24 protein-coding genes and 1 tRNA gene are annotated in these 26,647 nt (G+C 68.5%); 16 read left to right on the forward strand and 9 right to left on the reverse strand.

Annotated elements, in window-relative coordinates; translation table 11 throughout:
• Positions 1-110: 110 nt before the first annotated feature.
• The 4 genes from ACEOAB_RS25675 (at position 111) to ACEOAB_RS25690 (ending at position 4,714) form a co-directional block, all read left to right on the forward strand.
• Positions 111-1,238 (forward strand): FAD-dependent monooxygenase, encoded by a 1,128-nt coding sequence (locus ACEOAB_RS25675; protein WP_413750697.1) that lies wholly within the window; start codon positions 111-113, stop codon positions 1,236-1,238.
• A gap of 40 nt (positions 1,239-1,278) precedes the next feature.
• A complete protein-coding gene (locus ACEOAB_RS25680) occupies positions 1,279-2,001 on the forward strand; it encodes a DsbC family protein (protein WP_413750696.1) in 723 nt (240 codons plus the stop codon).
• Positions 2,001-3,827: a M61 family metallopeptidase gene (locus ACEOAB_RS25685; RefSeq protein ID WP_413750695.1), complete on the forward strand. Its 1,827-nt coding sequence runs from the start codon at positions 2,001-2,003 to the stop codon at positions 3,825-3,827. Before ACEOAB_RS25680 ends, ACEOAB_RS25685 begins: the two co-directional genes overlap by 1 nt.
• 107 nt (positions 3,828-3,934) lie before the next feature.
• Positions 3,935-4,714: an enoyl-CoA hydratase gene (locus ACEOAB_RS25690; protein ID WP_413332466.1), complete on the forward strand. Its 780-nt coding sequence runs from the start codon at positions 3,935-3,937 to the stop codon at positions 4,712-4,714.
• A gap of 21 nt (positions 4,715-4,735) precedes the next feature.
• Here the strand turns inward: ACEOAB_RS25690 and ACEOAB_RS25695 are convergent, their stop codons facing one another.
• Positions 4,736-5,932 carry a hypothetical protein gene (locus ACEOAB_RS25695; RefSeq protein ID WP_495653183.1) on the reverse strand — a complete coding sequence of 399 codons (1,197 nt, stop codon included), beginning with the start codon at positions 5,930-5,932 and terminating at the stop codon, positions 4,736-4,738.
• Positions 5,929-6,594 (reverse strand): sigma-70 family RNA polymerase sigma factor, encoded by a 666-nt coding sequence (locus tag ACEOAB_RS25700; protein ID WP_007828902.1) that lies wholly within the window; start codon positions 6,592-6,594, stop codon positions 5,929-5,931. Before ACEOAB_RS25700 ends, ACEOAB_RS25695 begins: the two co-directional genes overlap by 4 nt.
• Positions 6,595-6,729: 135 nt before the next feature.
• Between ACEOAB_RS25700 and ACEOAB_RS25705 the strand changes: the two genes are divergently transcribed.
• From ACEOAB_RS25705 to ACEOAB_RS25715, 3 genes are all read left to right on the forward strand, one after another.
• Positions 6,730-8,244, forward strand: a complete 1,515-nt coding sequence (locus ACEOAB_RS25705) for a VWA domain-containing protein (RefSeq protein ID WP_495653184.1) — start codon at positions 6,730-6,732, stop codon at positions 8,242-8,244.
• Positions 8,245-8,298: 54 nt separating this feature from the next.
• Positions 8,299-8,375: transfer RNA gene (locus ACEOAB_RS25710), tRNA-Met, on the forward strand.
• A gap of 395 nt (positions 8,376-8,770) precedes the next feature.
• Positions 8,771-9,217: a hypothetical protein gene (locus ACEOAB_RS25715; protein ID WP_495653185.1), complete on the forward strand. Its 447-nt coding sequence runs from the start codon at positions 8,771-8,773 to the stop codon at positions 9,215-9,217.
• Between the two features lie 289 nt (positions 9,218-9,506).
• Here the strand turns inward: ACEOAB_RS25715 and ACEOAB_RS25720 are convergent, their stop codons facing one another.
• Positions 9,507-11,147: a 3-(methylthio)propionyl-CoA ligase gene (locus ACEOAB_RS25720; RefSeq protein WP_413749638.1), complete on the reverse strand. Its 1,641-nt coding sequence runs from the start codon at positions 11,145-11,147 to the stop codon at positions 9,507-9,509.
• A 121-nt stretch (positions 11,148-11,268) separates the two neighbouring features.
• Here ACEOAB_RS25720 and ACEOAB_RS25725 point away from each other — a divergent pair, with 121 nt between their 5' ends.
• Genes ACEOAB_RS25725 through ACEOAB_RS25740 form a run of 4 tightly spaced genes read left to right on the forward strand, consistent with a single transcriptional unit; the run spans position 11,269 to position 14,528 of the window.
• Entirely contained in the window at positions 11,269-11,940 is a 672-nt protein-coding gene (locus ACEOAB_RS25725; RefSeq protein ID WP_413749637.1) for a nitroreductase, read from the forward strand.
• Between the two features lie 56 nt (positions 11,941-11,996).
• The gene (locus tag ACEOAB_RS25730) at positions 11,997-12,791 is read left to right on the forward strand and encodes a phosphodiesterase (RefSeq protein WP_413749636.1); all 795 of its coding nucleotides are present in this window, start codon (positions 11,997-11,999) and stop codon (positions 12,789-12,791) included.
• A 24-nt stretch (positions 12,792-12,815) separates the two neighbouring features.
• The gene (locus ACEOAB_RS25735) at positions 12,816-13,592 is read left to right on the forward strand and encodes a helix-turn-helix domain-containing protein (RefSeq protein ID WP_413749635.1); all 777 of its coding nucleotides are present in this window, start codon (positions 12,816-12,818) and stop codon (positions 13,590-13,592) included.
• A gap of 36 nt (positions 13,593-13,628) precedes the next feature.
• Complete coding sequence (locus tag ACEOAB_RS25740) at positions 13,629-14,528, forward strand: DMT family transporter (RefSeq protein ID WP_413749634.1); 900 nt, start codon at positions 13,629-13,631, stop codon at positions 14,526-14,528.
• Between the two features lie 87 nt (positions 14,529-14,615).
• Here the strand turns inward: ACEOAB_RS25740 and ACEOAB_RS25745 are convergent, their stop codons facing one another.
• Positions 14,616-15,794 (reverse strand): acetyl-CoA C-acetyltransferase, encoded by a 1,179-nt coding sequence (locus ACEOAB_RS25745; protein WP_495653186.1) that lies wholly within the window; start codon positions 15,792-15,794, stop codon positions 14,616-14,618.
• Positions 15,795-15,826: 32 nt separating this feature from the next.
• Positions 15,827-16,609 (reverse strand): SDR family NAD(P)-dependent oxidoreductase, encoded by a 783-nt coding sequence (locus ACEOAB_RS25750; protein ID WP_413749632.1) that lies wholly within the window; start codon positions 16,607-16,609, stop codon positions 15,827-15,829.
• Between the two features lie 102 nt (positions 16,610-16,711).
• Between ACEOAB_RS25750 and ACEOAB_RS25755 the strand changes: the two genes are divergently transcribed.
• The 4 genes from ACEOAB_RS25755 (at position 16,712) to ACEOAB_RS25770 (ending at position 21,798) form a co-directional block, all read left to right on the forward strand.
• Positions 16,712-19,381, forward strand: a complete 2,670-nt coding sequence (locus ACEOAB_RS25755; protein ID WP_413749631.1) for a winged helix-turn-helix domain-containing protein — start codon at positions 16,712-16,714, stop codon at positions 19,379-19,381.
• A gap of 209 nt (positions 19,382-19,590) precedes the next feature.
• Positions 19,591-20,397: an AP2 domain-containing protein gene (locus tag ACEOAB_RS25760; protein WP_056595508.1), complete on the forward strand. Its 807-nt coding sequence runs from the start codon at positions 19,591-19,593 to the stop codon at positions 20,395-20,397.
• Positions 20,398-20,558: 161 nt separating this feature from the next.
• Positions 20,559-21,347 (forward strand): AP2 domain-containing protein, encoded by a 789-nt coding sequence (locus tag ACEOAB_RS25765; RefSeq protein ID WP_413749630.1) that lies wholly within the window; start codon positions 20,559-20,561, stop codon positions 21,345-21,347.
• A gap of 73 nt (positions 21,348-21,420) precedes the next feature.
• The gene (locus tag ACEOAB_RS25770; protein ID WP_413749629.1) at positions 21,421-21,798 is read left to right on the forward strand and encodes a hypothetical protein; all 378 of its coding nucleotides are present in this window, start codon (positions 21,421-21,423) and stop codon (positions 21,796-21,798) included.
• A gap of 9 nt (positions 21,799-21,807) precedes the next feature.
• On the opposite strand, the gene ACEOAB_RS25775 is transcribed toward ACEOAB_RS25770, so the two are convergent.
• On the reverse strand, positions 21,808-22,956 hold the full coding sequence (locus tag ACEOAB_RS25775) for an acyl-CoA dehydrogenase family protein (RefSeq protein WP_413749628.1): 1,149 nt from the start codon (positions 22,954-22,956) through the stop codon (positions 21,808-21,810).
• 33 nt (positions 22,957-22,989) lie between these two features.
• Positions 22,990-24,102 carry a CaiB/BaiF CoA transferase family protein gene (locus tag ACEOAB_RS25780; RefSeq protein WP_495653187.1) on the reverse strand — a complete coding sequence of 371 codons (1,113 nt, stop codon included), beginning with the start codon at positions 24,100-24,102 and terminating at the stop codon, positions 22,990-22,992.
• 256 nt (positions 24,103-24,358) lie between these two features.
• Between ACEOAB_RS25780 and ACEOAB_RS25785 the strand changes: the two genes are divergently transcribed.
• Entirely contained in the window at positions 24,359-24,595 is a 237-nt protein-coding gene (locus ACEOAB_RS25785; RefSeq protein WP_413751314.1) for a hypothetical protein, read from the forward strand.
• Positions 24,596-24,604: 9 nt separating this feature from the next.
• On the opposite strand, the gene ACEOAB_RS25790 is transcribed toward ACEOAB_RS25785, so the two are convergent.
• Positions 24,605-25,474 carry a UDP-2,3-diacylglucosamine diphosphatase gene (locus ACEOAB_RS25790; protein WP_495653188.1) on the reverse strand — a complete coding sequence of 290 codons (870 nt, stop codon included), beginning with the start codon at positions 25,472-25,474 and terminating at the stop codon, positions 24,605-24,607.
• Positions 25,475-25,676: 202 nt separating this feature from the next.
• Positions 25,677-26,645 (reverse strand): CDF family Co(II)/Ni(II) efflux transporter DmeF, encoded by a 969-nt coding sequence (dmeF, locus tag ACEOAB_RS25795; RefSeq protein WP_413750862.1) that lies wholly within the window; start codon positions 26,643-26,645, stop codon positions 25,677-25,679.
• Between the last annotated feature and the right edge of the window lie 2 nt (positions 26,646-26,647).

A 26,647-nucleotide genomic window follows, 5' to 3' on the forward strand; every position in this document is an offset into this window, starting at 1 on the left:
GTTCCTTGGAATTCGGCGGCAATTGTCCGGCATCGAGGCGCCCCGAAAACTCCCCGCCGCAGGAAAAGGCCCACGCCCCGCCCTGGACGGGCAACTCCTACAATCGTTCGATGGCCCTCCCTCCTGAAGTTTGCATTCGCGGCGCCGGCATCGTCGGCCGCACGCTGGCCCTGCTGCTCGCGCGCGAACGCGTGCGCGTCGCGCTGGTGGTGCCGCCGGCCACGCAGGGCAAGGAAGACATCCGTGCGTATGCGCTCAACACCGCCTCGCGCGCGCTGCTCGAATCGCTGCGCGCCTGGCCCGACGCGGCCCACGCCACCGCTGTGCGCGAAATGCTGGTGCACGGCGACGAAGGCGGACGGGTGCAGTTCAGCGCCGCACGCCAGAAGGTCGATGCGCTGGCCTGGATCGTCGACGTGCCCGCGCTCGAGCAGCAACTGGCCGACGCGGTGCGCTTCCAGCCCCAGATCGAGGTCGTGGCCGAGCCCGTCGCCGCCCCGCTCACCGTGGTGTGCGAAGGCAAGGCCAGCACCACGCGCGAGGCCCTCGGCGTGAGCTACGAGGTCACGCGCTATCCGCAGCACGCGATCGCGGCGCGCATGGAGGCCGAGCAGTCGCACGACGGCATAGCGCGCCAATGGTTCAACGACAGGGGCGAGGTGCTCGCGCTGCTGCCGCTCGGCGGCACGCACGGCAAGACGGTCGCGCTGGTGTGGTCGATCGACCAGCTGCGCGCGCCCGACCTGCTCGCACAGGGCAACGACGAATTCAACGCCGCCGTCACCGAAGCCAGCCACAACGCGCTCGGCGCGCTCAAGCTCACGAGCGAGCGCGGCGCATGGCCGCTGGCGCGCGCCATCGCCGACCGCTGGACCGGTGCCATGCCCGACCAGCCGACCCGCTCCTGGGCCCTGGCGGGCGACGCCGCCCACACGGTGCACCCGCTGGCCGGCCAGGGCCTGAACCTGGGTTTGGCCGACGCGGCCGAGCTGGCCGAGGTGATCAGGAACCGCGACTACTGGCGCAGCGTGGGCGATGCCCGCCTGCTGCGCCGCTACGAGCGCGCCCGCCGCTCCGATGTGCTGCAGATGAGCCTTGCGACCGACGGACTGCAGCAGCTTTTCTCGCACAACCTCGGCCCGCTTCCTGCATTGCGCAACTGGGGCATGCGCGGTTTCGACCGCACGCGCCTCGTCAAGCACTGGATCACGGCGCAAGCCATGGGCCTGAAGGCCTGACGCTCCCACTTATTCTCGAATCGAACCAACGGATCTCCCGATGACACTCGTACGCAACCTCTTATTCGCCGCCTGCACGCTGGGCGCGGTCGTGGCCGCCACCGCCGGCGAAGCCGAGATCCGCAAGAACCTGCCGGCGCGCATTCCGCAGTTCCCGGCGATCGACGAAGTCTCGAAGTCGCCGATCCCGGGCGTCTACGAAGTGCGCGTGAACGGCGCGCAGATCTTCTACACCGACGAGCAGGGCAACTACCTGATCCAGGGCAACCTGATCGACGTCAAGCAGCGCAAGAACCTGACCGAAGAGCGCGTGGAGAAGCTCAGCGCCGTCGCCTTCGACCAGCTGCCGCTGAAAGACTCGATCAAGATCGTGCGCGGCAACGGCAAGCGCAAGCTCGCGGTGTTCGAAGACCCGAACTGCGGCTACTGCAAGCGCTTCGAGAAGGACATGAAGACGGTCGACAACGTGACCGTGTACCTGTTCCTGTACCCGGTGCTGGGCCCCGACTCGAACGTCAAGTCGCGCGACATCTGGTGCAGCAAGGACAAGGGCAAGGCCTGGGGCGACTGGATGGAAGCCAGCACCAAACCCACCACCGCGGCCAGCAGCTGCGACGTGACCGCGCTGCAGCGCAACGTCGAGTTCGGCCGCAAGTACAACATCACCGGCACGCCCACGCTGATCTTCAGCGACGGCACCCGCACGCCCGGCGCCATTCCCGCAGAGCAGGTCGAGAAGCAGCTCGCCGCTTCGTCCAGCTGATGGCGGCGAAGGCTCCCGCGCAGCGCGCCGCAGGCGTGCGCTATCGCGTCGAATGTGCGGATCTTCACGCACACCTCTTCGACATCACGCTCACCATCGATGCGCCCGCGGCACAGCAGCGCGTGTCGCTGCCGGTGTGGATTCCGGGCAGCTACCTGGTGCGCGAGTTCGCCAAGAACCTGCAGGGCCTGCGCGCCACGCAGGGCCGACGCAAGCCGGCACTCACGCAGCTCGACAAATGCAGCTGGCTCGTCGAGTGCACGCCCGGGCAGCCGCTGGTGCTGCACTACCGGGTCTGCGCCTACGACAACTCGGTGCGTACCGCCTGGCTCGATGCCGAGCGCGGCTTCTTCAACGGCACCAGCGTGTGCCTGCGTGTCGAAGGCCAGACCGAGGCGCCGCATGCGCTGGAGATCGTCGCACCCGTGTTGGCCGATGACGCCGCACGCTGGTCGTGCGCCACGGCCCTGGTGCCGCTGAAGGCCGACAAGCAAGGCTTCGGCAGCTACCAGGCCTCGGGCTACGACGAACTGGCCGACAGCCCCGTCGAGCTGGGCGCCTTCTGGAGCGCCGAGTTCGAAGCCTGCGGCGTGCCGCACCGCTTCGTGATCGCGGGTGCCGCGGCCTCGTTCGATGGCGACAAGCTGATCGCCGACACCAAGGCCATCTGCGAAGCCGAGATGCGCTTCTGGCACGGCGACAAGGTCGGCAAGCGCGGTGGGCCGAAGCCGCCGATCGACCGCTACGTGTTCATGCTCAATGCGGTCGACGACGGCTACGGCGGGCTCGAACACCGCCATTCGACCGCGCTGATCTGCAACCGCCGCGACCTGCCGCAGCGCGGCGAGAAGAAGAAGCAGCCCGATGGCTACATCACGCTGATGGGGCTCATCAGCCACGAGTACTTCCACACCTGGAACGTCAAGCGCATGCGGCCGGCCGAGTTCGTGCGCTACGACTACAGCCAGGAAAACTACACGCAGCTGCTGTGGTTCTTCGAGGGCTTCACCAGCTACTACGACGACCTGCTGCTGCGCCGCGCCGGGCGCATCGACGATGCGGCCTACCTGCGCCTGCTCAACAAGACCATCAACCAGGTCATGCAGACGCCGGGCCGGCTGGTGCAGCCGGTGGCCGACGCGAGCTTCGACGCCTGGGTCAAGTACTACCGACAGGACGAGCAGACGCCCAACAGCACGGTGAGCTACTACACGAAGGGCGCGCTGGTGGCGCTGTGCTTCGACCTCACCTTGCGCCATGAAGGCAAGGGCACGCTCGACGACGTGATGCGCCACCTGTGGACCCACAGCGGCGGCGGCCCGATCAGCGAGGCCGACATTGCCGCCGCGCTCGAGGCTGTGAGCGGCCGCTCGTATGCGGCGGAACTCGCGCGCTGGGTGCATTCGACCGAGGATCTCCCGCTCGCGCAGCTGCTGCGCGCGCACGGCGTGGCCACGCTCGAAGACCCCTCGCAGCAGGCGCAGGCGCTGGGCCTGCGCGTGGCCGAGGCCAATGGCAGCGTGCAGGTGAAGGTGGTGCTGCGCGGTGGCGCGGCCGAGAAGGCCGGTTTTTCCGCGAACGACGAGTGGATCGGCATCGAGCTGCCCGCCGTCGGCAGGAAGGGCCAGCAGCGGCCGGCGCAGGCCTGGCGCATCGCGAAGCTCGACGACCTCGCGCTGTACCTGGGCGATGCGACGAAGTGCACGGCCATCGTGGCGCGCGACCGCAAGCTGATCAGGCTGCCGCTGGTGCTGCCCGTCGGTGCGACTACCTGGCGCCTGTTCTCGCACGACGCCGCCAAGGTGGCGAACTGGCTGGGCAGTTAACTCGCCTCTTTGTCCTCCCCCCGCGCTGGGTCGGCGTTCCCGCATCGGGAACTCCGGGCCATGCTGGGTATAGTGAAACGCGTTTTTTCCCTTCCCCCGGAGACACCATGAGCTACGAAAACATCGAAGTGCGGACCGAAGCTGGCAAGGTCGGCATCATCACCCTCAACCGCCCGAAGGCCCTGAATGCGCTGAACGACGCGCTCATGACCGAGCTGGGCCAGGCGCTCAAGGCCTTCGATGCCGACGACGCCATCGGCTGCATCATCCTCACGGGCAGCGAGCGCGCCTTCGCGGCCGGTGCCGACATTGCGGCGATGGCCAAGTACAGCTTCATCGACACCTACAAGGGCGACTACATCACGCGCAACTGGGAAACCATCCGCTCGATCCGCAAGCCGGTGATCGGCGCGGTGGCCGGCTTTGCGCTGGGCGGAGGCTGCGAGCTGGCGATGATGTGCGACTTCATCATCGCGGCCGACAACGCCAAGTTCGGCCAGCCCGAGATCAAGATCGGCGTGATCCCCGGCGCCGGCGGCACTCAGCGCCTGCCGCGCGCGGTGGGCAAGAGCAAGGCCATGGACATGGTGCTCACCGCCCGCATGATGGACGCCGCGGAAGCCGAGCGCGCCGGCCTCGTGAGCCGCGTGGTGCCGTTCGAGAAGCTCGCCGACGAGGCGCTGGGCGCGGCGCTGATCATCTGCGGCTACTCGCAGGTCTCGGTGATGGCGGCCAAGGAATCGGTCAATCGCGCCTTCGAGGGCGGGCTGAGCGACGGCGTGATGTTCGAGCGCCGGCTGTTCCACGCGCTGTTCGCCACGGCCGACCAGAAGGAAGGCATGGACGCCTTCCTGAACAAGCGCGCACCGGACTTCAAGAACGCCTGATCGCCCGATCGGGCCTCCGGTTCAGCGCGCCAGCAGCGCGCGCAGCGCATCGAGCGCCTGCGCCGGCGGCGTGCCGACCAGCGCAGTGCCGCCGGGTTGCGGCGTCCAGCGCACCTGGTCGCCCGCAATCTCGAGCACGGCGATGAGCGTGTCGCCGCGATAGAGCGACAGTCGCGCCTCCACCGGGGCACCGAGCGGTGCATCGGGTGTCGTGGCCGAGCGCGCCACCGTGCCCACCAGGGCAGGCAAGCCTTCGACGTCGCCCCGCGCACGCCGCGCGCCGGCGTCCGAACTGAACGATGTCCAGCGCTCCAGCGCGGAGAAGGACGGCGGCCCGTCGACCCGAGACGCCGCTGCCTTCGCCGCGCGCGGCGAAGCGTCCTGCAACGCGCCGGAGGCTTGCCCGCCGGCACCGCTCTGGCTGGCAAGCGCCGAGGCGTCCTGCGACTGGCGGGAGAGCGGGGCGGCGGCCGGTGGCGATGCAACGGATGGAGCGGGCGCGGCCGGTGCGGGGGCGTAGGCGCGCCGGCGTTCGCTTTCCATGCGCTCTTCGCGACGCTCGTCCTGCGTGGGCGCTTGTACGGCCTGCTCGGCGACGATGGCGGGAGGCGCCGGTGCCACGGGCGTGGGCGCGGGCGCCGCCTCCCTGCGCGATGACTGGGCGCGTGCCGCTTCCTTGGCAGGCGCCGCGTCGCGCGGCACCTTGGCACGCTGTTCGGCAGCAGGCGCGGCCGGTGCCGGCGGGGCTTGCTTCGCCGCGGCCGGCGGCGCCGCCGCGGGTTCAGGTGCGGCAGCCGTCGCGGGTGCAGGCGCTGCAGGAGCCGCAGGTGCGTCGGCCGCGGGCGCGGCGGCCCCGCCGACGCGCGCCTCCCCGTCGAGCCGCGCATCGGGCACCGGTTCGCTGCGCCACAGCACGGTGATGAACGCGACCACCAGCACCGTCGCGAAGGCCGCGTTCCACGGCATGCGCGGATGCGGCTCTGCGCCACTGCCGAACAGGCGGCGCCACCACGGCCGAGCACTCGCGGTGTTGGCGGCCGTGCCCGCAGTCGACACCGGCGCCGCAGCCAGGTTGTGCGCCATCTTCAGGATCGCGTCGCGCGTGCGCGGATCGGGCGTGGCCTCGCCGTCGGGCGCGTGGTCCAGCGCACGGCGCAGCGCCGGGTCGCGCAGGTCGTCATCGCGGCCGTCTTCGAAACCGGTGGTGTTGCCGCTCATGCCCGTTGCTCCAGCACCGACAGGTAGCGCTCCATGCAGGCGCGCAGCTTCTGCAGGCCGTAGCGCAGGCGGCTGCGCACGGTCTCGAATCCGATCTCCAGGCTCGCGGCCAGCGCCTCGACGGTCAGGCCGTCTTCATGGTGCAGCAGGAACGCGGCGCGTTGCTCGGGCGGCAGTTCGTCGAGGCAGGCCAGCAGGCGGCGGCCCGCGGCGCGCCAGAACGCGAGCTCTTCGGCCGACGGATGCGCGGCCGCATCGACCGCGCCGCGCACGCCGCGGTCGAGCGTGGGGACGGGGTCGCTGTCGTCGTCCGCATGCGCATCGAGCGCCACTTCGCGCCCGCTCACGCGCAGCCGGTCCATCGCGAGGTTGTGCGCGATGGTGAAGGCCCAGGTGCGCCACGTCGCGCCCTGCGGCGAGAAGCTCTCGCGCGCCGAGATGATCCGCACCCAGGTGTCCTGGAACACCTCGTCGGCCTGCGCCGCCAGCCGCGCGCCCAGCAGCCGCTTGACGAAGCGGAACAGCCCACCTTCGTGGCGCGCGTAGAGCACATCGAACGCCGCGGCGTCGCCCTGCGCGTAGGCCAGCATCAACTGGTCGTCGGGCATGGCCTGGCGCTCGGGGGCGTTCTTGGCGGAAGGGGCGCGGGGAAGCGCGGACATCGGCGGATTTTCACCCGAGCTTGTACGGGCGGCGGAAGGCATCGGGGTTCAGGGCGGCAAAAAAAGCGGCGGGGCTCAACCCCGTTGGCGGCGGCCCGCCGTATCAGCCTGCACCCAACCACCCGGAGTCCTTCCATGATCCACGCCTTCGCTCCCCGCTTCCGCCGCCCGCTCGTCGTGCTGCTGTGCGCCCAACTGCTCCTGACGGCCTGCGGCGCCACCGAGCCCCCGGCCATGGCCGATGGCCCTGTCAGATGGCCGACGCCCGCGCCCGACAGCCGCACGCAGGCAACGCTTGCCGTGCCGAATTTCGAGGCGCCATCGGCCACCGGTTGCGCCCGGCCGATCCAGACGCACGAGACGCCGGGCCTGCAGCGCAACGCCCAGTTCGAAGGCCACGCGCTGCGGGAGAGACGCGCACTCGCCGACGCGGCCACGCCGCCGGATGCACTGCGCAAGCCGTCGCGCGCAGAAGCCGCGGGCGCATTGGCCGCCTCTCCCGCGCCGATCGTCGAAGCCCCACCCGCGGCTTCGGCCATGCCCTCGCCTGCTGCACCTGCCGCGCCGCGCATCGCCATCCAGCCGCCTGCGCAGGCACCGCGCCCCGCCAACGAACCCGTCACCGCCGGCATGGTCGACGACAACGCCGACTTCGGCGAATACCTGGCCTTCCGCGGCCGCACCCAGGTCGTCCACCGCGAGCGCGACATCAGCGCGCGCTACCTGCTCCAGGTGCGCGATGCGCGCGGCGCCGTCGTGCCCGACGCCGAAGTGGCCGTGCAGGCCGCGAACGGCGCCGCCATGTGGGCGCGCACCGACGCGGGCGGGCGCGCATGGCTGCATCCGAACGCCTTCGACAAGGCCCGGAGCGAGGTGTACGAAGTGACCGTGCGCAAGAACGGCCGCCAGAGCACCGCCTTCTTGCAGCGCGGCCAAAAGAATGCCGTCGACGTCGTGCTCCCTGGCAAGCCGGGCGCCGCACCCGCGCGAGCCCGGCTCGACCTGGTCTTCCTGATCGACGCCACCGGTTCGATGGACGACGAGATCGCCAAGCTGAAGACCACCCTGCGCACCATCGCCGACCAGGTGGCCAGGCTGCCGAGCCGCCCCGACACCTGCTTCGGCCTGGTGGCGTACCGCGACCGCACCGACGACTTCCTGGTGCGCCGCCACGACTTCACCAATGACCTGAACGCCTTCCAGGGCGTGCTCGACGCCCTGCGCGCCGCGGGCGGCGGCGACTACCCCGAGGCGATGAACGAAGCCCTGAACGAAACGGTTCACAAGCTGAGCTGGCGCGGCAGCGGCACCACCCGCCTCGTGGTGCTGCTGGCCGATGCACCGCCGCACCTCGACTACGGCGGCCCGCAATACGACGACGACATGGTCGCCGCGCTGGGCAAGGGCATCAAGGTGTTCAGCGTAGGCGCCTCTGGGCTCGACCCGCAGGGGGAATACATCCAGCGCCAGATCGCGCAGTACACCGGCGGGCGCTTCGTGTTCCTCACTTACAAGGAGGCGGCGAACCCGGCCAGCGGCCCCGGAACGCAGACCGTGCACGACGTCGGCAACTACTCGGTGCAGACGCTGGACAAGCTGATCGTGAGGCTCGTTTCCGAAGAATTGGGCAGGTTGCCCGCGGGTGGTTGAACTTGGCCCTCAGCCTGGGCTATAATTTTGGGCTCGGTGCAAAACTGCACTGACGGCTCTTTAGCTCAGTCGGTTAGAGCGATGGAATCATAATCCACAGGTCCGCGGTTCGAGTCCGTGAAGAGCCACCAACAAAACGGAAAAGCCTTGCAAGTCAACGACTTGCAAGGCTTTTTTCCTTGTGGGGCACGCCTGATTCTCCAGCCCGGCAGCGCCGGCTGCGGACGCCCCCGGATGCCCGCCAGCTGGCCAATGGGCATACCCAGTTTCGGTGATGGCGCCCGCACGGGTAGTCCACAAGAATCGCCGGAAAGAATAAATATTCACAATCAAACCCTTCTCGGCCACCACCTTCCCGAAGGGGTGGTTTGTTCGGGGGCGCTTGAGTTGTCCAGGAATCAGGGGAAGTTCTTGCAGTCCCTGTTCTGGGCGGCATGACGCGGCATCGATAGCGGAGGGGGACGTAGACAGGGGATCTTCGGTGCCACTCAGTTACCTTCTCCAGCTGGAGCATGCTCGCCTGCCGATGCATGTGACCGACGCGCAGGACGTGCGACGCGTTTCCGTCCTGAAAGCGACCGGCCTCATCGAGGCCTCCATCGACCCGGCTTTCGACACCGGGGGCAGCTACAGGCTGGCGCAGGCGGCGCTGGTGGTCTGCATCACCGACGAGGGGCATGCCGAGATCGGCAACCTGCGCGGCCGCGGCAAGGCAGCGGCCGCGCCGAGGTCCGCAAGAACGGGCCTCGAGCCCCTGGACTACCTGCGCACGATCGAACGCTCGACATTCCCGCTTCGCGTGCAGGACCCGCAGGAGATCGACTGTATCGAAGCGCTGAAGCAGGCCGGGTTCATCGATGCGGCGATCAGCCCCGCGCTGGCGTGGAAGAGCGGCAGCGAGCCGCAGGAGCTGGCGGTGATCCGGCGCATCACGCCGTTCGGACGAGCGCAGCTTGCGCGGGGCACCAAGTAGTTTCGCGGTATCGGGAATACGCAGGGTGAGTGGCATCCGCTGTCAATCGAAGGCGGCGGCGCGAGCCCTCCTCGTCAAATCAGTACGAAATGCCTAACGCCGCGCGCATCGCCCCTCGCATGCCCGTCTCTCTTTGCATGCATCCGCGCCCTTTCCTCTTCCCCGCCAGCGCGATGCCTATTCAACAGGCAACGTGATGGGAACCCACGCCAGCTCTCGCTTCGCCTCTTCACCTCCACCCACAACTCACAGAGTTGTCCACAGAAAACCCGAACAAGTCATCGAACTGTCAAAGAGATGTCGTCGCGACGTAACCTTTGAACTGTTCGCGCAGCTTCGTCTTCAGCAGCTTGCCGGTGGCTGTATGCGGCAGGCTGTCGACGAAAGCCACGTCATCCGGTAGCCACCACTTCACGACGCGCTCCGCGAGGAAAGTAAGCAGTTCCTCGCGAGTGACTTCGACACCCGCGCGCCTGACCACGATGAGCAGCGGTCGCTCCTGCCACTTCGGGTGCGCGATGCCGATCACGGCCGCCTCGGCAACGGCCGGGTGCGTGCTCGCGGCGTTCTCGAGTTCGATGGAAGAAATCCATTCGCCGCCGGACTTGATGACGTCCTTCGCGCGGTCGACCAGTTGCACATACCCGTCCTCGTCGATGTTGGCGACGTCGCCGGTCGGAAAGAAGCCCTCGGCATCGAGCACCGGGCCGCCCTCGCTCTTGAAGTAACCGCTCGCGATCCACGGGCCGCGCACGTGCAGGTGGCCGAAGGCCTTGCCGTCGTGCGGCAGGCGCTGGCCGTCCTCGCCGACGATCTTCAGTTCCACGCCCCACACGCCTCGGCCCTGGCGCATCTTCACGCGCGTCTGCTCATCCTTGGGCAACGACAGGTGCTTGGGCAGCAGGTTGCCGATCACGCCGATGGGGCTGGTCTCGGTCATGCCCCAGCCCTGCACGAAGTCAGCGCCGAAGTCGCGCTCGAAGCGCTCGATCATGCTGCGCGGCGTGGCCGCGCCGCCCACGCCGATGCGCTTCAGGCCGATGGCGCGCGTGTCGATTTCAGGGTGCGCATCGAAGTACTGGAACAGCATGAGCCAGATGGTGGGCACGGCCTGCGAGAAGCCGACTTTCTCGTCGCGCATCAGCTCGTACAGGCTCTGGCCGTCCATGTGCGGGCCGGGCATCACGAGCTTCATGCCGGTCATGGCTGCCGCATAGGGCATGCCCCATGCGTTGGCGTGGAACATGGGCACCGCGAGCAGCAGCGTCATCTGCGAGTTGACGCCGAAGGTGTCCGGCGCGCATTCCATCAGCGAGTGCAGCACGGTCGAGCGATGCGAATACAGCACGCCCTTCGGGTTGCCGGTGGTGCCCGAGGTGTAGCAAAGCGACGAGGCGGTGCGCTCGTCGAACTCGGGCCAGGTATAGGTCTCGCTCTGCGCGCCGACGAGCTCGTCGTAGCACAGCAGATTGGGCACATCGATGACAGGCATGTGCGCGCGATCGGTCATCGCGATGAAGGCGCGCACCGACTTGAGTTGCGGCGCCAGCTTCTCGACCAGCGGCGCGAAGGTGGTGTCGAAGAACATCACCTTGTCTTCGGCGTGATTGACGATGTAGTCGATCTGCTCCGGAAAGAGCCGCGGGTTCACCGTGTGCAGCACCGCGCCCGTGCCCGACACGCCGAAGTACAGCGCGAGGTGGCGCCAGGTGTTCCACGCGAGCGTGCCGACGCGGTCGCCCGGTTCGATGCCCAGCACCTTCATCGCATTGGCCACCTGCTTGGCGCGGCGCTGTATTTCCGCGTAGTTGGTGCGGTGCACCGGCCCCTCCACGGTGCGGCCGACGATTTCGGCTTTCGGATGAAACGTCGCTGCGTAGTCGATGAGCGACGAGATCAGCAGCGGGCGGTCTTGCATCAATCCGAACATGGGTCTTGTCTCCTGTACGCGGTGGCGATGCTAGGCAGGCGCCATGCCGCGACGCATCGTCGAAACGGACGATTGAGGGCGTTCGAAGGTTGCCCCTACCATCCCTCAAGAGGACCTTTGCATGAACGTTCAGGACGCCATCGCCACCCGCCGCTCGGTGCGCGATTTTCTCGACACGCCGGTGCCCGGCGACGTCATCCGCCGCGTTGTCGAACAGGCGCTGCGCGCACCTTCGGGCGGCAACCTGCAGCCTTGGCACCTGCACGTGGTGGGCGGCGAAAGGCTTGCCGAACTCAAGGCGATCATGCGCACGCGCGTGCAGGAGGCACCTGCCGGCGAAGGCAGCGAGTACGACATCTACCCGCGCGAGCTCGTCGCGCCCTACCGCGACCGCCGCTTCGCCGTCGGCGAGGCGATGTATGCGCGCCTGGGCATTCCGCGCGAGGACAAGGCCGCGCGCCGCGAATGGTTTGCGCGCAACTACCAGTTCTTCGGCGCGCCGCTCGCGCTGTTCTGCAGCGTCGACCGCCGCATGGGCCCGCCCCAGTGGTCGGACCTGGGAATGATGCTGCAGAACGTGATGCTGCTGCTGCGCGGCGAAGGGCTCGACAGCTGCCCGCAGGAATGCTGGGCGATCTACCCGCAGACCGTCGGCCGCTTCATCGCGCTGCCGCCCGAACGCATGCTGTTCACGGGCATGGCCATCGGCTATGCGAACCGCAGCCGGCCGCTCGATGCGCTGGTGACCGAACGCGCGCCGCTGGCCGACGTGGCGGAGTTCGTCGGTATCTGAATCCGCGGGGGAACGGATCGTGCTTGATGATGTGGCATCCGCAAGCAAGGCGCCGCATGCTCATCGCACAGATCTCCGACCCCCACGTCCGCCCCGCCGGCCAGCTCTACCAGGGCGTGGCCGATTCGAACCGCATGTTCGAGGAAGCCATCGACCACCTGCACGCGCTCGATCGCCGGCCCGACCTGGTGCTGCTGACAGGCGATCTCGTCGACGAAGGCCGGCCCGAGGAATACGCGCAGGTGCGGCGCCTGCTCGCGAAGCTGTCGATTCCGTATCTCGTGATCCCCGGCAACCACGACCACCACGAGAACTTTCGTGCAGCCTTCGCGGACCATGCCTACCTGCCGGCCGAAGGTGCGCTGCACTACTGCATTGACGACCATCCCGTGCGCATCGTGGCGCTGGATTCGTGCATTCCCGGGCTTCACCATGGCAATGTCGATGCGCAGGGCCTGGCGTGGCTGCGCCGCACGCTCGAAGCCGACCGCATCAAGCCGACGCTGCTGATGCTCCATCACCCGCCCTTCGCGAGCGGCATTCCCTACATGGACGCGTACCGCTACATGGACACCGCGCCGCTCGAAGCCATCGTGCGCAGCGTCGACAACATCGAGCTGGTGCTGTGCGGCCACGTGCACCGCACCATGCTGCGGCGCTGGGCGGGTACGGTCGTGTGTTCGTGCCCGAGCAGCACGACGGAGATCGCGCTGCAGCTGGACGCCAGCGCGGCGCCGGCCTCGTACATGGGCCGACCGGGCTGCATGCTGCATCTGTGGAGCGAAGCGCACGGCATGGTGAGCCATGTGAGCCACATCGGGACGATGGAGGGACCGTTTCCGTTTGCGTGATGGCTCGGCGCGCAAAATCCCGCCATGCCCCAGGAACGCACCCTCCTCTACACCGGACACGAATTCACGGTCGAGCACGTGCGTTCCCATTCGCAGCAGGGGCCCGACTGGAGCGCGCCCTACACCCTGGAATCGCGACGCATCATTTTCCCGACAGGCCGCACCGTGCTCGACGTACGCTCGGGCGACAGCACATGGCTGGTCGACGGACTCACCGCCATGCACTTCGGCGACGCGATGGTCTATCAGCTGCGGCTCGCGGCACGCGCGGCCAGGCACAGCATGGTGGTCAGCCGTCACCAGTTGTCCCGCGCGGATGCAGCGCCGACGTTCTGTCTGCTGTCGCCTCGGTCGCTGTACCGCGTTCATTCGGCGCAGCGGCAGCTTCGCGCGGGCGATGCGGGTGCAGATGCCATCGTTTCGCTGGTCGATGAACTCGGCATATCGCTCCGGCAGGCGCCGTTGACGGGTGCGATCGCACGCGTCAAGCGGCTGCTCGCGGAAACCGCCGACTGCGAGGCGAAGCTTTCGATGCGCGATGTGGCCGATGCGGTCTCGCTCTCGCCGTTTCACCTGGCGCGCAGCTTTCGGCAGCAGACTGGCTTGAGCCTTCATCAGTACCGGCAGCATCTGCGGCTCGCAGCCGCCATGGAGCGGCTGGCCGATGGCGACCGCGACCTCGCGGGCATCGCGCACGACCTCGGCTATTGCAGCCAGAGCCACCTGGGCGCGGTGTTCCGGCGCGATGTGGGCGTCACGCTGGGCGAGGCCCGCCGCATGCTGGCCAGCGCACGAATTTGATAGCCGCCGCGCGGCGCGATCGCGAGACTCGCCGCGATGGATCGCAATCTTTTCGCCGGCCTGCTCGCCGCGCTGGCCGCAGCCGTCATCGGCAGCGCCTGGCAACTCGTCTCGCGCCACGGCGTGACCACCACGCTCGGGCCAATGGAGCTGGCGCTGATGCGCTATGGCATTCCTGCCCTGTTGCTGGCGCCGCTGTGGTTCGGCAAGAAGAGGCGCATCGCACCGAAGGCCTCGCGCGTTGCGCTCGTGCTGCTCGTCGTCGGCGGCGGCCTGCCCTTCGGGCTGCTGGTGCTGGCCGGTGCGCAATGGGCGCCCGCGAGCCACATGGGCATCTTCATGGCGGGCAGCCTGCCGCTCTTCACCGCCATCGGCGCGTGGGTGCACAAGGGGCAGAAGGTCGAAGGCATCAGGCTGGCCGGGCTGGTGTGCATTGCCATCGGCATGGCGCTGTTTGCCGCAGGGAGTTTTCGCGGCGGCTCGCTCGACTGGCGCGGTGACCTGCTCTTTCTGACCGCGGCCATGCTGTGGGCGGTGCACTCGCTCGCGTTCGCGCACTGCAGGCTCACGCCGTGGCAGGGCGCGGCGTTCGTGAACGGATGGTCGGCGCTGCTGCTGTTGCCTGTGCTGTTGCTGTCGACCGTCGGTGCGCCGCGGCTGCTCAGTGCGCCATGGCCCGATGTCGCGCTGCAAGCCGCGACGCAAGGCGTGGTCGCGGGACTGCTCGGGCTGGTTGTCTACATGGTGGCCGTCGTGCGGCTGGGGGCACCACGTGCCTCGCTATCGGCGGCGCTGGTGCCGGTGCTGACCACGCTGGGCGCGGCGGCCTGCATGAACGAGCCGGTCACCGGTGCGGTGCTGCTGGCTTTGGCGCTGGTGGTGCCGGGAATCGTGCTGGCGAGTGGTGTGGTTCGATGGGGTGCGAAGGAGGCATGAAAACCTGAGCCAGCTTTCCCCCGGCGCCTCGGATGACCAAGGCCGCCAAGCCGCCAACCTCCTGGTCCTGTCTTATCGCCTTCGCATTCACAACCGCTCGACAATGGTCACATTGGCCATCCCCCCGCCTTCGCACATGGTCTGCAAGCCATAGCGCTTGCCGCGCTGGCCCAGCGCGTGGACCAGCGTGGTCATCAGCTTGGTGCCCGATGCGCCGAGCGGATGGCCCAGCGCGATCGAGCCGCCGTTCACGTTCAGCCGGGCCGGGTCGGCGTCGAGCACCTGCAGCCAGGCCAGCGGCACCGGCGCGAAGGCCTCGTTCACCTCGTAGAGATCGATGTCGTCGATCTTCATGCCCGCCTTCTTCAGCGCGCGCTGCGTGGCGGGCAGCGGCGCCTCCAGCATGATGACCGGGTCGTGGCCCATCACGCTCATGTGGTGGATGCGCGCCAGCGGCTCCACGCCCAGCGTCTTGAGGCCGTTCTCGTTCACCACCATCAGGCCGCTCGCGCCGTCGCAGATCTGGCTGGCGGTGGCCGCCGTGCAGCGCCCGCCTTCGGCGATGAGCTTGACGGCCGCGATGCTCTCCAGCGTGGCGTCGTAGCGGATGCCTTCGTCGGTGGTGTGCTGCTCGCCGGTCTCGGAACCGTCGGCCAGGCGCACCGCCACGGGCACGATTTCGCGTTCGAAGTGGCCGGCCCGGGTGGCCGCGATGGCGCGCCGGTGGCTTTCGAGCGCATAGCGGTCGAGCTCGTCTTTCTCGATGCCGTAGTTCCTGGCGATCATCTCGGCGCCGGTGAACTGACTGAACTGGACGTCGGGGTAGCGCTTCTGCATCGAAGGGCTCACGTAGAAGCCCAGGCCGTTCTTCAGCGGCAGCGTGGTGGGCAGGCCCATCGGCACGCGCGTCATGCTTTCCACGCCGGCGGCGATGACGATGTCCATGCTGCCCGACATCACGGCCTGCGCCGCGAAATGCAGCGCCTGCTGCGACGAGCCGCACTGCCGGTCGACCGAGGTGGCCGGCACAGATTCGGGCAGGTGCGAGGCCAGCACCGCGTTGCGCGCGATGTTCGATGCCTGCTCGCCGGCCTGTCCGACGCAGCCCATGATGACGTCCTCGACCAGCGCGGGGTCGGCACCGGTGCGCGCCACCAGGGCATCGAGCACCTGCGCGGCGAGGTCGGCCGGGTGCCAGCCGGCAAGGCGGCTGTTGCGCCGGCCTCCGGCGGTGCGGGCGGCGGCGACGATGAATGCTTCGGGCATGGGGTTCTCCTGTGTTCTCAAGGTGGTTCGGGTCAGCGCGGCGCCATGCGAATGGCCCCATCGAGCCGCACGCTCTCGCCGTTGAAATAGCCGTTGGTGATCATCAGCTCCGCCAGCGTCGCGTATTCCGCCGGCTTGCCCAGCCGCTTGGGAAACGGCACCGAAGCCGCCAGCGCGGCCTTCACGTTGTCGGGTGCGCCCTGCAGCAGCGGCGTGTCGAAGATGCCCGGCAGGATGGTGTTCACGCGGATGCCCTCGCCCATGAGGTCGCGCGCGATGGGCAGCGTCATGCCGACGATGCCGGCCTTGGATGCGGTGTAGGCGGCCTGCCCCATCTGCCCGTCCTGCGCGGCCACCGAGGCGGTGTTGACGATGGCACCGCGCTCGCCGTCTTCCAGCATGTCGAGCGTGAGCATGCCGGCCGCCGACTTGGCGATGCAGCGGAAGGTGCCGACGAGGTTGATCTGGATGATGCGGTCGAAGTTCGCGAGCGGAAAGTGCTTGATCTCGCCCGTCGTCTTGTCGCGGCTCGCGGTCTTCACCGCATTGCCGGTACCGGCGCAGTTGACGAGCACGCGCTCCTGGCCGTGTGCCGCGCGCGCCCTGGCGAACGCTGCATCGACCTGCTCTTCGGAGGTGACGTCGACCTTGCAGAACACGCCGCCCAGTTCCTTCGCCAGGGCCTCGCCCTGTTCGGCGTTGAGGTCGAACAGGGCGACCTTCACGCCATGGCCGGCAAGGCGGCGCGCGGTGGCGGCGCCGAGGCCCGAGGCACCGCCGGTGACGATGGCGGCAATGCTGAAATCGAGTTGCATCTCTGGGTGTCCTTGAGGTGTCTTTTCGGGTTTGTCCCCCGCCAGTTTAGGAAGCAGAATCGACCGCACACATCGTCGGAAACGACGGGATTTCGCCTCCGCATGCAGTCCCCCACACCCCGGATTCTCGAAACCAAGCTCAACCCGCCGGCCTTCGTCGCCACGCAGGTGCAGCGCACAGCCATCGGCGAGGAGATCGCTGCGGCGGCCGTGAAGCTGGTGCTCGTGCGGGCGCCGGCCGGCTTCGGCAAGACGACGGCCATGGCGCAGATCCGTGAGCGCAGGGAGGCGCAGGGCGTGGCCACGGCATGGCTCACGCTGGACCGCGCCGACAACGACGTCTCGCGCTTTCTCCACTGCCTGGCCGAAGCCGTGCAGCGCATGGGCGTGGAAGAGCCGCGCGCCAACGCGCCCTTCGATGCGGTGGCCGCACTGGCCGCGCACGACTCGCCTTTCACGCTGTTCCTCGACGACTTCGAAAGGGTGCAGGAGCCGGCGGTGCTGGGCGTGGTGCGCGAGATCGTCGAGCACCTGCCGCGCGGCGGACAGATCGTGATCGGCTCGCGCAGCCTGCCCGACCTGGGCCTGGGGCGGCTGCGCGCGCGCGGCCAGCTGATGGAGATCGACACCGACCGCCTGCGCTTCAGCCTCGAGGAGACCAGCGCCTTCTTCGGCCTGCGCCGGCCCCATGCGGCCCAGGCGCTGCCGGCCGAGATGCTGTCGCAGCTGCACCGCAAGACCGAAGGCTGGGTGGCCGCGATCTGGCTCGCGTCGATGGCGCTGGAGCGGCATGGCACCGGCGCCGGTTTTGTCGAACGCTTCTCGGGCTCGGACCGCGCCGTGGCCGACTACCTGGCCGAAGACGTGCTCGCGCACCAGCCGCAGGACATCCGCGACTTCTTGCTGCGCACCAGTATCCTGCGGCAGCTCGATGCATCGGTGTGCCAGGCGCTGTGCCCGCGCGTGGACTGCGCAGCCATCCTCGAACGGCTGGCCGCGTCGAACCTGTTCCTCACGCCCGTGAGCGGCGACGGCGGTGCATGGCGCTATCACAGCCTGTTTGCCGACTTCCTGCGCGCGCAACTGGCGCGCGAACTGCCCGGCGAGCTGGAGCGTCTGCACCTCGCGGCTTCGGGCTGGTACGAGTCGCACGACCGCCCCGTGCCCGCCATCGATCACGCGATCGAAGGCGGCGACCATCCGTATGCGCTGACCTTGCTCGACAGCTACGCGACGCAGTTCCTGGAGCAGGGCCGCATGCGCATGCTGGCACGCTGGTTCTCCGCCATTCCCGAACACCAGCTGCGCGAGCATCCGTTCCTGCAGCCCATCTCGCTGTGGGCCACCTGCTTCACGCACGGCCCGTGGGACGCGATGCGGCAGCTCGAAAAGTCAGGCTGCCTCGACAGCCCCATTGCCGAGGTGCGCGCAAGCGCTCACACGCTGGTGCCCCTGCTGCTGGCCATGCAGGACCGCCACGACGAAGCCTACGAGGCCGGCCGACAGAGCCTGGCGCGCCTGCCCACCGGCCTGGCCTTCGCGGACAGCGTGCTGCTCAACGCCATGGCCCATATCCTGGCCGTGCGCGGCGACCCGCATGAGGCGCGGCGCCTGCTCGACGCGGCGCGGCGCGAGCAGGGCAACAGCACCTTCAACCGCATGTACACCGAGTCGCTGGCCGGCCTGTTCGACCTGCAGGAAGGCCGCTTGCGGCAGGCCACCGCGCGGCTGCGCATGGCGGTCGATTCCACGCATGCGGTGTCGTACAACCACAGCCATGGCAATGCATGGGCGGGCGTGCTGTACGCGGGCGCCGTGTACGAGACCAACCAGCTGGTGCAGGCCGAGCATCTGTTGAACGTGTACCTGCCGCTGGCGCGCGACGTGGGCCTGCCTGACCACATGATCCTGAGCCACGTGATGCGCTCGCGGCTCGCGTTCCATGCGGGCGACATCGACACCGCGTTCCAGGCGCTGACCGAGCTCGAATACCTGGGCCACCACCGCCAGCTGCCGCGCGTGGTGGCGGGCGCGAAGCTGGAGCGCTCGCGCATGCTGCTTCTGCAGGGCAACGGTCCCGCATCGCGCGACGAACTGCTGCGCGCCGACGACCCCGCGCTGTGGGACAGCGAGCGGCGGCAGCGCCTGCCTGCGCACGACCTCGACTACCTCGCGCTGGCAAAGGCCCGCTGGGAAATCGCCTTCGGCGATGCGCGCGCAGCACTGGGCGCGCTCGACGCGGAACTGCATGCGGCGCTGGCCTCGGCCCGCAACCGGCGCGCGCTCAAGCTCAGGGTGCTGCGCGCGCTGGCGCTGCAACGCATCGGCGATGCGGCCGCCGCGATCGAGCAGATCGGCGAGGTGCTGCAGGCGGCGAGCCAGGAAGGATTCATGCGGCTGATCCTCGACGAAGGCCCGGTGGTGGGCACGCTGTTGCACCGGTATGCGGCGGCCATGCAGGAGAGCACGCGCGGCAGCAGCGATCCGATACTCGCCGATCACCTGCAACGGCTGCTGCAGGCGGCCGGGCCGGCCGGCAGTGGCGAGGTGGAAGCACCCGCGGCCGATGCGATGAAGGAGCCGCTGACCCGCAAGGAGATCCGCGTGCTGCAGCTGCTGGCCGAAGGGTACTCGAACAACGCGATGGCGGAAAAGCTGTTCGTGTCGGACAGCACGGTGCGCACGCACCTGCGCAACATCAACATGAAGCTCGATGCGAAGAGCCGGACGCAGGCGGTGGCGATTGCGCGCAAGCTCGGGGTGATCCGCTAGGCGGACACTGCCCGTCCGTCGCCGCCGTTTTGCAGGGCCGGCAACCTTGTCCAGCATGACTCACGCCGGCGCCCCCGATTACTACCGATTCCGGTGATTCCCCGGCCATTGGCCAATCCCTAGGATTCCTCCAGAGGTCAGAGTCTTCCAACTGCCGCGACGGCAGGCAACAGATAGCGAGTAAGGGAGCGGCGAAAGCCGGAGCCACCATGCCCAAAGGAACCCCGAATCCTGCCGCCATGTACGGCATCTATCGCCGTGCCTGGGGCTTCGAGGTGTCGATCGTGCGCAACGGCACGCGCTACTACAAGCAGTTCGGCCGCGCCAGCTACGGCAGCGAGGAGCAGGCGCTGCTGCAGGCGCAGGACTGGCGCGACGGCATCGTGCGCAGCGTGCCGCCGGTGCCGCGGCGCACCCGGGCCGAGAAGCTGCGGATCAACAACACCACCGGCGTGTCCGGCGTCTTCCGCCAGGTCGCCTCGGACGGCAGGGTGCGGGCCTGGGTCGCCAAGACCTACATCGGGCACGACGAGATCCTGCGCACCGACTTTCCGGTGAACGCGGTGGGTGAGGCCGCGCAGGAGTTGGCCGTCGAGGAGCGGACACGGCAGCTGGAGCGCATGGCCGGGCTGGCCAGGCTGCATCCGGCCGAGGAAACGATCCGCAAGAGCCCGCCGGCCTTTCCCGCCGGGCTGCTGTCGCCCAAGCGCTCGAAGTCCGAGATCAAGCGCAGCACCAATTCCAGCGGCGTGAGTGGCGTGCATTTCAAGGTGCCCAACCCCGGCCATCCGGGTTACTGGCTCGCCATCACCTACACCACGGGCAAGGGCAGCGTGAGCAAGGCTTTCTCCATCAAGGAGCACGGCCCCGAGAAGGCCAAGCTGCTGGCCATCGAGGAGCGCGAGCGCCAGCTCGAGCAGAAGCTGATGCCTGATACCGGCACGCTCGCCCCTTCCCGCCGGCGGGAGGCCAGCCGGCACGGCCAGGCGGCCGTCGAGACGAGGCCGCAGCAGTGATGAGGCCCTTTTACTGCATTGTCCCGTGCATGACTGCCTCCGCGGAGTTGTCATTGCGCTTCGGCCAAAATAGCTGCGAAATGCGTGCGCCAAGGAGCGGCAGGCAACTCGGGGAGTCCATCGGAATCAGCACCGCTGAGAGCAGCAGCATCACGTCGAGAATGCCCAAAGGAATCCCCAATCCGGCAGCCATGTACGGCATTTACTCCAGGTCCTGGGGTTTCGAAGTTTCCATCGTACGCAACGGTGTTCGCCACCACAGGCTGTTCGGCAAGGCCAGCTATGGCGGCGCGGAGCAGGCGCTGCTCCATGCGCAGGACTGGCGCGACTTCATCGTGCGCAACGTGCCGCCACAGGCGCGCCGCGTGCGAGCCGAGAAGCGCCGCGTCAACAACAGCACCGGCGTGCCAGGCGTGTTCCACCACCTGGCGCCGGGCGGCCGGGTGCGGGCGTGGATGGCCAAGACCTACATCGCGCCGGACGAGATCCTTCGCACCGACTTCCCGGTTGCGGAGCTGGGCGACTCCGCGCAGGCGCTGGCGGTCCAGGAGCGCGCGCAGCAGCTCAAGCGCATGACGGGGCTGGCGCGCATACACCCGGCCGAGGAGGCGATCCGCATGGGGCTGTCGGCCCATGCGCCCGGGCCGCGCACGGCCAAGCGCTCGAAGTCGGAGATCACCCGGCGCAACAACACCAGCGGCGTGAGCGGTGTCCATTTCAAGACACCCAAGCCGAGCCATCCCGGCTACTGGCTGGCCATCACCTACACCACGGGCAAGGGCAGCGTGAGCAAGGCGTTCTCGGTGAAGGTGCACGGCACCGACGTGGCCAAGAGCCTGGCCATCGCCGAGCGGGAGCGCCAGCTCGCCGACAAGCAGCGCGCCGAGGAAGCCGCGGCGACTGCGGCCTCGCAGCGCACGGCCTCCGGCGCGAAACGGGCCGGCGGATGAGAGTCCTGCAAGAAAACGGCTTGGCGAAAGCGGCGAAGACCGGTAGCAGCCGCATGCACGGAGCTGCCCACCCATGAAATACAAGCAGCTTCACCGCTTGCTGCGCGTGGCCTCGCACCTGCTGGACCAGGCCGCGGCGGATGTGCGGACGACCGATCTCGGTCCCGTGGACGAGAACATCCAGCGTATCGGCCGCGCGCTGATCGAGGTGATCGAGGTACAGCGGAAGATCTACACCGCGCAGCCCGAGCTGCAGCCCGGGTCGCTGGCCGCTTCGCCGCGCGAGAACGATTCCAACCGGCTCTTCACCCAGTTCACGCTGGAAGCGCTGGAGCTGGAAGACGCGGGCCATCCCGATGCGGCGCGCGAGAAGTACACGCAGTTCATCGGCCTCTCGCCGTCGTACCACCACCGCGAAATTGCGCGGGCGGAGATCCGGCGGCTGTCCTGAACGCGCTGCTCACAGCGCCCTCGAAATCACCTCCTTCATGATCTCGTTGGTGCCGCCGTAGATGCGCTGCACCCGCGCGTCGGCGTACATGCGCGCCACCATGTATTCGTTCATGAAGCCGTAGCCGCCGAACAACTGCAGGCACTCGTCGACCACGCGGCCCTGCGCCTCCGAGCCCCAGAGCTTGGCCATCGAGGCAGTGGCGGTGTCGAGCCTGCCGGCCACGAGGTCTTCCACGCAGCGGTCGATGAAGGCGCGGCCCACCTTGATCTGCGTGGCGATCTCGGCCAGCTTGAACCGGGTGTTCTGGAACTCGGCAATCGGCTTGCCGAAGGCCTTGCGGTCGCGCACGTAGTCCAGCGTGGCCTGGTAGGCACCCTCCATGGTGGCCAGCGCGCTCAGGCCGATGATGGTGCGCTCGTACGGCAGGTCGCCCATGAGCTGGAAGAAGCCCTGCCCTTCCACGCCGCCCAGCAGGGCGTCGGCACCCACGCGCACGTCGTCGAAGAACAGCTCCGAGGTGTCCTGCGCCTTCATGCCGATCTTGTCGAGCACGCGGCCCACGCGAAAGCCCTGGCAGCCCTCGGTCTCGACGATGAGGATCGACGTGCCCTTGGCGCCCTGCGACGGATCGGTCTTGGCCACCACCAGCACCACGCCGGCAAGGAAGCCGTTGGTGATGAAGGTCTTGGAGCCGTTGATGAGGTAGCCGCCGTCCGTCTTCCCGGCACGGGTGCGCACGCCCTGCAGGTCGGAGCCGGCGCCGGGCTCGGTCATGGCGATGGCGCCGACCAGCTCGCCGCGCGCCATGCGCGGCAGGTAGCTGCGCTTCTGCACCTCGGTGCCGTGGTTGAGGAAGTAGTGCGCCACGATGCTGTGCACCGAGGTCGCCATGCCGGTGAGCGCGCGGCGCGACATCTCCTCGTAGAACACGGCTTCATGGCGAAAGTCGCCGCCGGCGCCGCCGTATTGCTCGGGAATGTCCGCGCACAGCAAGCCGAGCGCGCCGGCCTTGCGCCAGACCTCGTGGCCCACGTGGCCGCGCCTGCGCGCTTCCTCGTCGTGCGGGAGCACTTCGGTTTCGATGAAGCGCACCACGTTGTCGCGGTACAGCTCCAGGTCTTCATCGCTCCAGGAGCGGCGGAAATCGATGGCCATGTCGCCTTTCTTCGTTGTCGTCGGTTTGCTTCGTCAGGAAGCGCACAGCGGTGCGATGGCGTGGGCCGCCACACCCCATCGGCGCAGCACGGTCTCGCCGTCGTCGCGCGCGGCGGCCGGCGGCACGACCGGCGCGGTGCGGCTGAAGCGCGGCGCTGGCGCGGGCTGCACCACGCCGCCCACTGTGGCGAAGGTGCCGCGCGCCACGTTGTGCGGATGTTTGGGGGCCTCGTCCCAGTCGAGCACGGGTGCGAAGCAGGCGTCGCTGCCTTCGAGCAGCACGCACCACTCGTCGCGCGTGCGGGTGCGGAACAGGTCGGCCATGCGCAGCTTGAGCAGCGGCCAGCGGTCGGCGTCCATCTGCGCGTCGAAGGCGGGGTCGTCGGCAATGCCGCAGCGCTCGCGCAGAAGCGCGTAGAACTGCGGTTCGATGGCGCCCACCGCCACGTACCTGCCGTCGGCGCAGGCATAGGTGTCGTAGAAGTGCGCGCCGCCGTCGAGCATGTTCTCGCCGCGCTGGTTGCTCCACCGGCCGGCCGACTTGAGGCCGTACATCATGGCCGACAGCAGCGCCGCGCCATCGGTCATGGCGGCATCGACCACCTGCCCTTGCCCCGACTGCTTCGCCTCATGCAGCGCGGCGAGGATGCCGAAGGCCAGCAGCATCGCGCCGCCGCCGAAGTCACCCACGTAGTTGAGCGGCGGCACGGGCGGCTCGCCCGCGCGGCCGATGGCATGCAGTGCGCCGCTGATGGCGATGTAGTTGATGTCGTGCCCCGCGGCATGCGCCAGCGGGCCGTGCTGGCCCCAGCCGGTCATGCGGCCGTAGACCAGGCGCGGGTTGCGCGCGTGGCAGGGCGCGGGGCCGAGGCCCAGCCGCTCCATGACGCCGGGGCGGAAGCCTTCGATGAGCACGTCGGCCTTCTCGACGGCGTCGAGCACGGATTGCGCCGCGCCTTCCGCGCGCAGGTCGGCCTGCAGCGTGCTGCGGCCGCGCGCGAGGATGTCGTGCGCATCGGGCTGCGTGCCCGGGCGGGCGATGCGGATCACCTCCGCGCCCATGTCGGCGAACAGCATCGCGCAGAACGGCCCGGGGCCGATGCCCGCCATCTCGATGACCCGCAACCCCTGCAGTGGACCCGCCATGCCTCGTCTCCTTCGGCTCCGCGCGGAACGAACGCCTGCCGTGTAGCGCCATCTTGGCGCGCAGGCGCCCTGCAGGCATCGTCGGAAGCGACGAATGCGCACGCGACGAGCCGCGCTTCGCGTCAATCCTCAGCAAAGACTTTTGTTTTCATTTATTCGGGATAGTCCGATGGTCCGGCGCGCAGGCCGATGTTTCAATTCGTACGGGAGTGTTCCGGGCGTCACAGAAAGTGCGCCCCCTTCGAAGGAAGCAACCTTGAGCTCTGTCATTCCCGGCTTCTCGCACGCCAGCGTCGAACGGCTGTGCGACTACGAACTGCCCGAACCGCCGGCCCCTGCGCTGCGGGAAGCGGCGGAGCCCCCTGGGCCCGAGAACCTCGCCCTGGCCTGGTGGCTGTGGATGGACGAACTGGGCAAGAGCATGTTCAGGCACTACGACACCTGGCGCGACCAGCTCGGTCACACGGCGAGCAGTCCGGCCCGCAAGGGCTGAGCGCGTCGCTCAGGCCGCGACGGCTTCGCGCTGCGGCACGGCCTTCGCCGGCACGGGCATGTGCTTCGCCCAGTCGATGATTTCCAGCGTGCCGTCGGCATGCTCGGCCAGCGCCGTCAGGCTCTCGACCCAGTCGCCGTCGTTGCAGTAGAGGATGCCGTCGATGTCGCGCATCTCGGCGTGGTGGATGTGGCCACAGACCACGCCCTGCGCACCGCGCTTGCGGGCCTCGCGGGCCACGGCCATTTCGAAGTCGCCCACGTAGCTCACCGCGCGCTTGACCTTGCCCTTGAGGTACTTCGAGAGCGACCAGTACGGCAGCCCCATGCGCGCGCGCAGCGAGTTGAGGTGACGGTTGAGCTTGAGCGTGAACTCGTAGAGCGAATCGCCCACGTAGGCAAGCCACTTGGCGCACTGGATCACGCCGTCGAACAGGTCGCCGTGGATGATCCACAGCTTTCGGCCGTCGGCGGTTTCATGAATCCATTCCTCGGCCACGTCGATGCCGCCGAAGTTGTGGTGCAGGTACTTGCGCGCGAATTCGTCGTGGTTGCCCGGGATGAAGATCACGCGCGTGCCCTTGCGCGCCTTGCGCAGCAGCTTCTGGATCACGTCGTTGTGCGCCTGCGGCCAGTACCAGTGCCGCTTGAGTTGCCAGCCGTCGATGATGTCGCCGACCAGGAACAGGGTCTCGCACTCGGTGTGCTTCAGGAAGTCGAGCAGCGCACGCGCCTGGCAGCCGGGCGTGCCCAGGTGCAGGTCGGAGATCCACAGGGTGCGGAATTGCAGGGGTGGACGAGCGCGATCGTCGTCCTCCGGGTCGAGGGCCCGGGTCGCGGTGTCGCGCCATGCGCGGAGGAAAGCGTCGTCGCGTTGCATGGACGGGTAGGCTCCCACCGCGGCGTGACCGCATGATGGCGCTGCCGTGACATTCCGGTGACGCGTGGCCGGACGTTGACTTCGCATTTCTCCCTCCCCCGCTGGGGGAGGGCCGGGGTGGGGGCAAGCGGCGCCACCACCGGGCACGCTCTGCCTGCCCCCATCCCAACCTTCCCCCGAAAGGGGAAGGAGTAAGACCTGCTCAATCCACGCAGCGCTGGATTTCGACCGTCGAGTGGCGGATTTCCTCGTGCATCGAGAAGCAGGCGCGCACCTCGTCGGCCGTCAGCGTCATCGAATGCGTCACCACCGTCAGCGCGCAGGCATACGCGTCGCGCCCCACGCGCCACACATGCAGATCGGCCACGCGCGTCTCCGAATCGGCCAGCATCGTCTCGACGCCTTCGCGGATTTCTTCGGTGACGGGGTGGTCCATCTCGCGGTCGAGCAGCACCTTGCCGGTTTGCTTCAGCAGCCCCTTGGCCCAGACCGCCACCAGCACCGCGCCGACGATGCCCATCGCCGGGTCGAGCCAGGCCCAGCCGTAGAACCAGCCGCCGAGCAGCGCCGCGATGGCCAGCACCGAAGTGGCGGCATCGGCCACGACATGCAGGTAGGCGGAGCGCAGGTTCAGATCGTGGCCGTGATCGCCGTGTGCATGGTCGTGGTCGTGGTCATGCCCATGTCCGTGGTCGTGCCCGTGATGATGGTGGTGATGCGCCCCGCCCAGCAGCCGCGCGCAGACCAGGTTGACCGCCAGCCCCAGCACCGCCACCGAAATGGCTTCGGGGTAGTGGATCGCCGAAGGCGACCACAGCCGCTCCAGCGAGCCCACCACCATCAGCGCCGCGATGCCCAGCAGCACCAGCGCACTCGCGAAGCCGCCGAGCACCTCGATCTTCCAGGTGCCGAAGGCGAAGCGCGGGTCGCGCGCATAACGGCGTGCGGCCGCATACGCAAACGCGCTCAGCCCGATGGCCAGCGCATGCGAGCTCATGTGCCAGCCGTCGGCCAGCAGCGCCATCGAGTTGAACCACCAGCCGGCGCCGATCTCGACCACCATCATCACGGCGGTGATCCACATCACGAGGCGCGTGCTGCGCTCGGCCGAAGCGGTGTCGGCGCCGAAATGATGGTCGTGCTGCCAGGCGCTCAGGTCATGGGTGTGCATGA

The sequence above is a fragment of the Variovorax sp. Varisp53 genome, assembly GCF_059491555.1.

Excerpts from the sequence above, each read along its gene's own strand:
- ACEOAB_RS25675 (WP_413750697.1), top strand. The coding sequence starts at position 111 with ATGGCCCTCCCTCCTGAAGTTTGCATTCGCGGCGCCGGCATCGTCGGC.
- ACEOAB_RS25680 (WP_413750696.1), top strand. The coding sequence starts at position 1,279 with ATGACACTCGTACGCAACCTCTTATTCGCCGCCTGCACGCTGGGCGCG.
- ACEOAB_RS25685 (WP_413750695.1), top strand. The coding sequence starts at position 2,001 with ATGGCGGCGAAGGCTCCCGCGCAGCGCGCCGCAGGCGTGCGCTATCGC.
- ACEOAB_RS25690 (WP_413332466.1), top strand. The coding sequence starts at position 3,935 with ATGAGCTACGAAAACATCGAAGTGCGGACCGAAGCTGGCAAGGTCGGC.
- ACEOAB_RS25695 (WP_495653183.1), bottom strand. The coding sequence starts at position 5,932 with ATGAGCGGCAACACCACCGGTTTCGAAGACGGCCGCGATGACGACCTG.
- ACEOAB_RS25700 (WP_007828902.1), bottom strand. The coding sequence starts at position 6,594 with ATGTCCGCGCTTCCCCGCGCCCCTTCCGCCAAGAACGCCCCCGAGCGC.
- ACEOAB_RS25705 (WP_495653184.1), top strand. The coding sequence starts at position 6,730 with ATGATCCACGCCTTCGCTCCCCGCTTCCGCCGCCCGCTCGTCGTGCTG.
- ACEOAB_RS25715 (WP_495653185.1), top strand. The coding sequence starts at position 8,771 with ATGCATGTGACCGACGCGCAGGACGTGCGACGCGTTTCCGTCCTGAAA.
- ACEOAB_RS25720 (WP_413749638.1), bottom strand. The coding sequence starts at position 11,147 with ATGTTCGGATTGATGCAAGACCGCCCGCTGCTGATCTCGTCGCTCATC.
- ACEOAB_RS25725 (WP_413749637.1), top strand. The coding sequence starts at position 11,269 with ATGAACGTTCAGGACGCCATCGCCACCCGCCGCTCGGTGCGCGATTTT.
- ACEOAB_RS25730 (WP_413749636.1), top strand. The coding sequence starts at position 11,997 with ATGCTCATCGCACAGATCTCCGACCCCCACGTCCGCCCCGCCGGCCAG.
- ACEOAB_RS25735 (WP_413749635.1), top strand. The coding sequence starts at position 12,816 with ATGCCCCAGGAACGCACCCTCCTCTACACCGGACACGAATTCACGGTC.
- ACEOAB_RS25740 (WP_413749634.1), top strand. The coding sequence starts at position 13,629 with ATGGATCGCAATCTTTTCGCCGGCCTGCTCGCCGCGCTGGCCGCAGCC.
- ACEOAB_RS25745 (WP_495653186.1), bottom strand. The coding sequence starts at position 15,794 with ATGCCCGAAGCATTCATCGTCGCCGCCGCCCGCACCGCCGGAGGCCGG.
- ACEOAB_RS25750 (WP_413749632.1), bottom strand. The coding sequence starts at position 16,609 with ATGCAACTCGATTTCAGCATTGCCGCCATCGTCACCGGCGGTGCCTCG.
- ACEOAB_RS25755 (WP_413749631.1), top strand. The coding sequence starts at position 16,712 with ATGCAGTCCCCCACACCCCGGATTCTCGAAACCAAGCTCAACCCGCCG.
- ACEOAB_RS25760 (WP_056595508.1), top strand. The coding sequence starts at position 19,591 with ATGCCCAAAGGAACCCCGAATCCTGCCGCCATGTACGGCATCTATCGC.
- ACEOAB_RS25765 (WP_413749630.1), top strand. The coding sequence starts at position 20,559 with ATGCCCAAAGGAATCCCCAATCCGGCAGCCATGTACGGCATTTACTCC.
- ACEOAB_RS25770 (WP_413749629.1), top strand. The coding sequence starts at position 21,421 with ATGAAATACAAGCAGCTTCACCGCTTGCTGCGCGTGGCCTCGCACCTG.
- ACEOAB_RS25775 (WP_413749628.1), bottom strand. The coding sequence starts at position 22,956 with ATGGCCATCGATTTCCGCCGCTCCTGGAGCGATGAAGACCTGGAGCTG.
- ACEOAB_RS25780 (WP_495653187.1), bottom strand. The coding sequence starts at position 24,102 with ATGGCGGGTCCACTGCAGGGGTTGCGGGTCATCGAGATGGCGGGCATC.
- ACEOAB_RS25790 (WP_495653188.1), bottom strand. The coding sequence starts at position 25,474 with ATGCAACGCGACGACGCTTTCCTCCGCGCATGGCGCGACACCGCGACC.
- dmeF (WP_413750862.1), bottom strand. The coding sequence starts at position 26,645 with ATGCACACCCATGACCTGAGCGCCTGGCAGCACGACCATCATTTCGGC.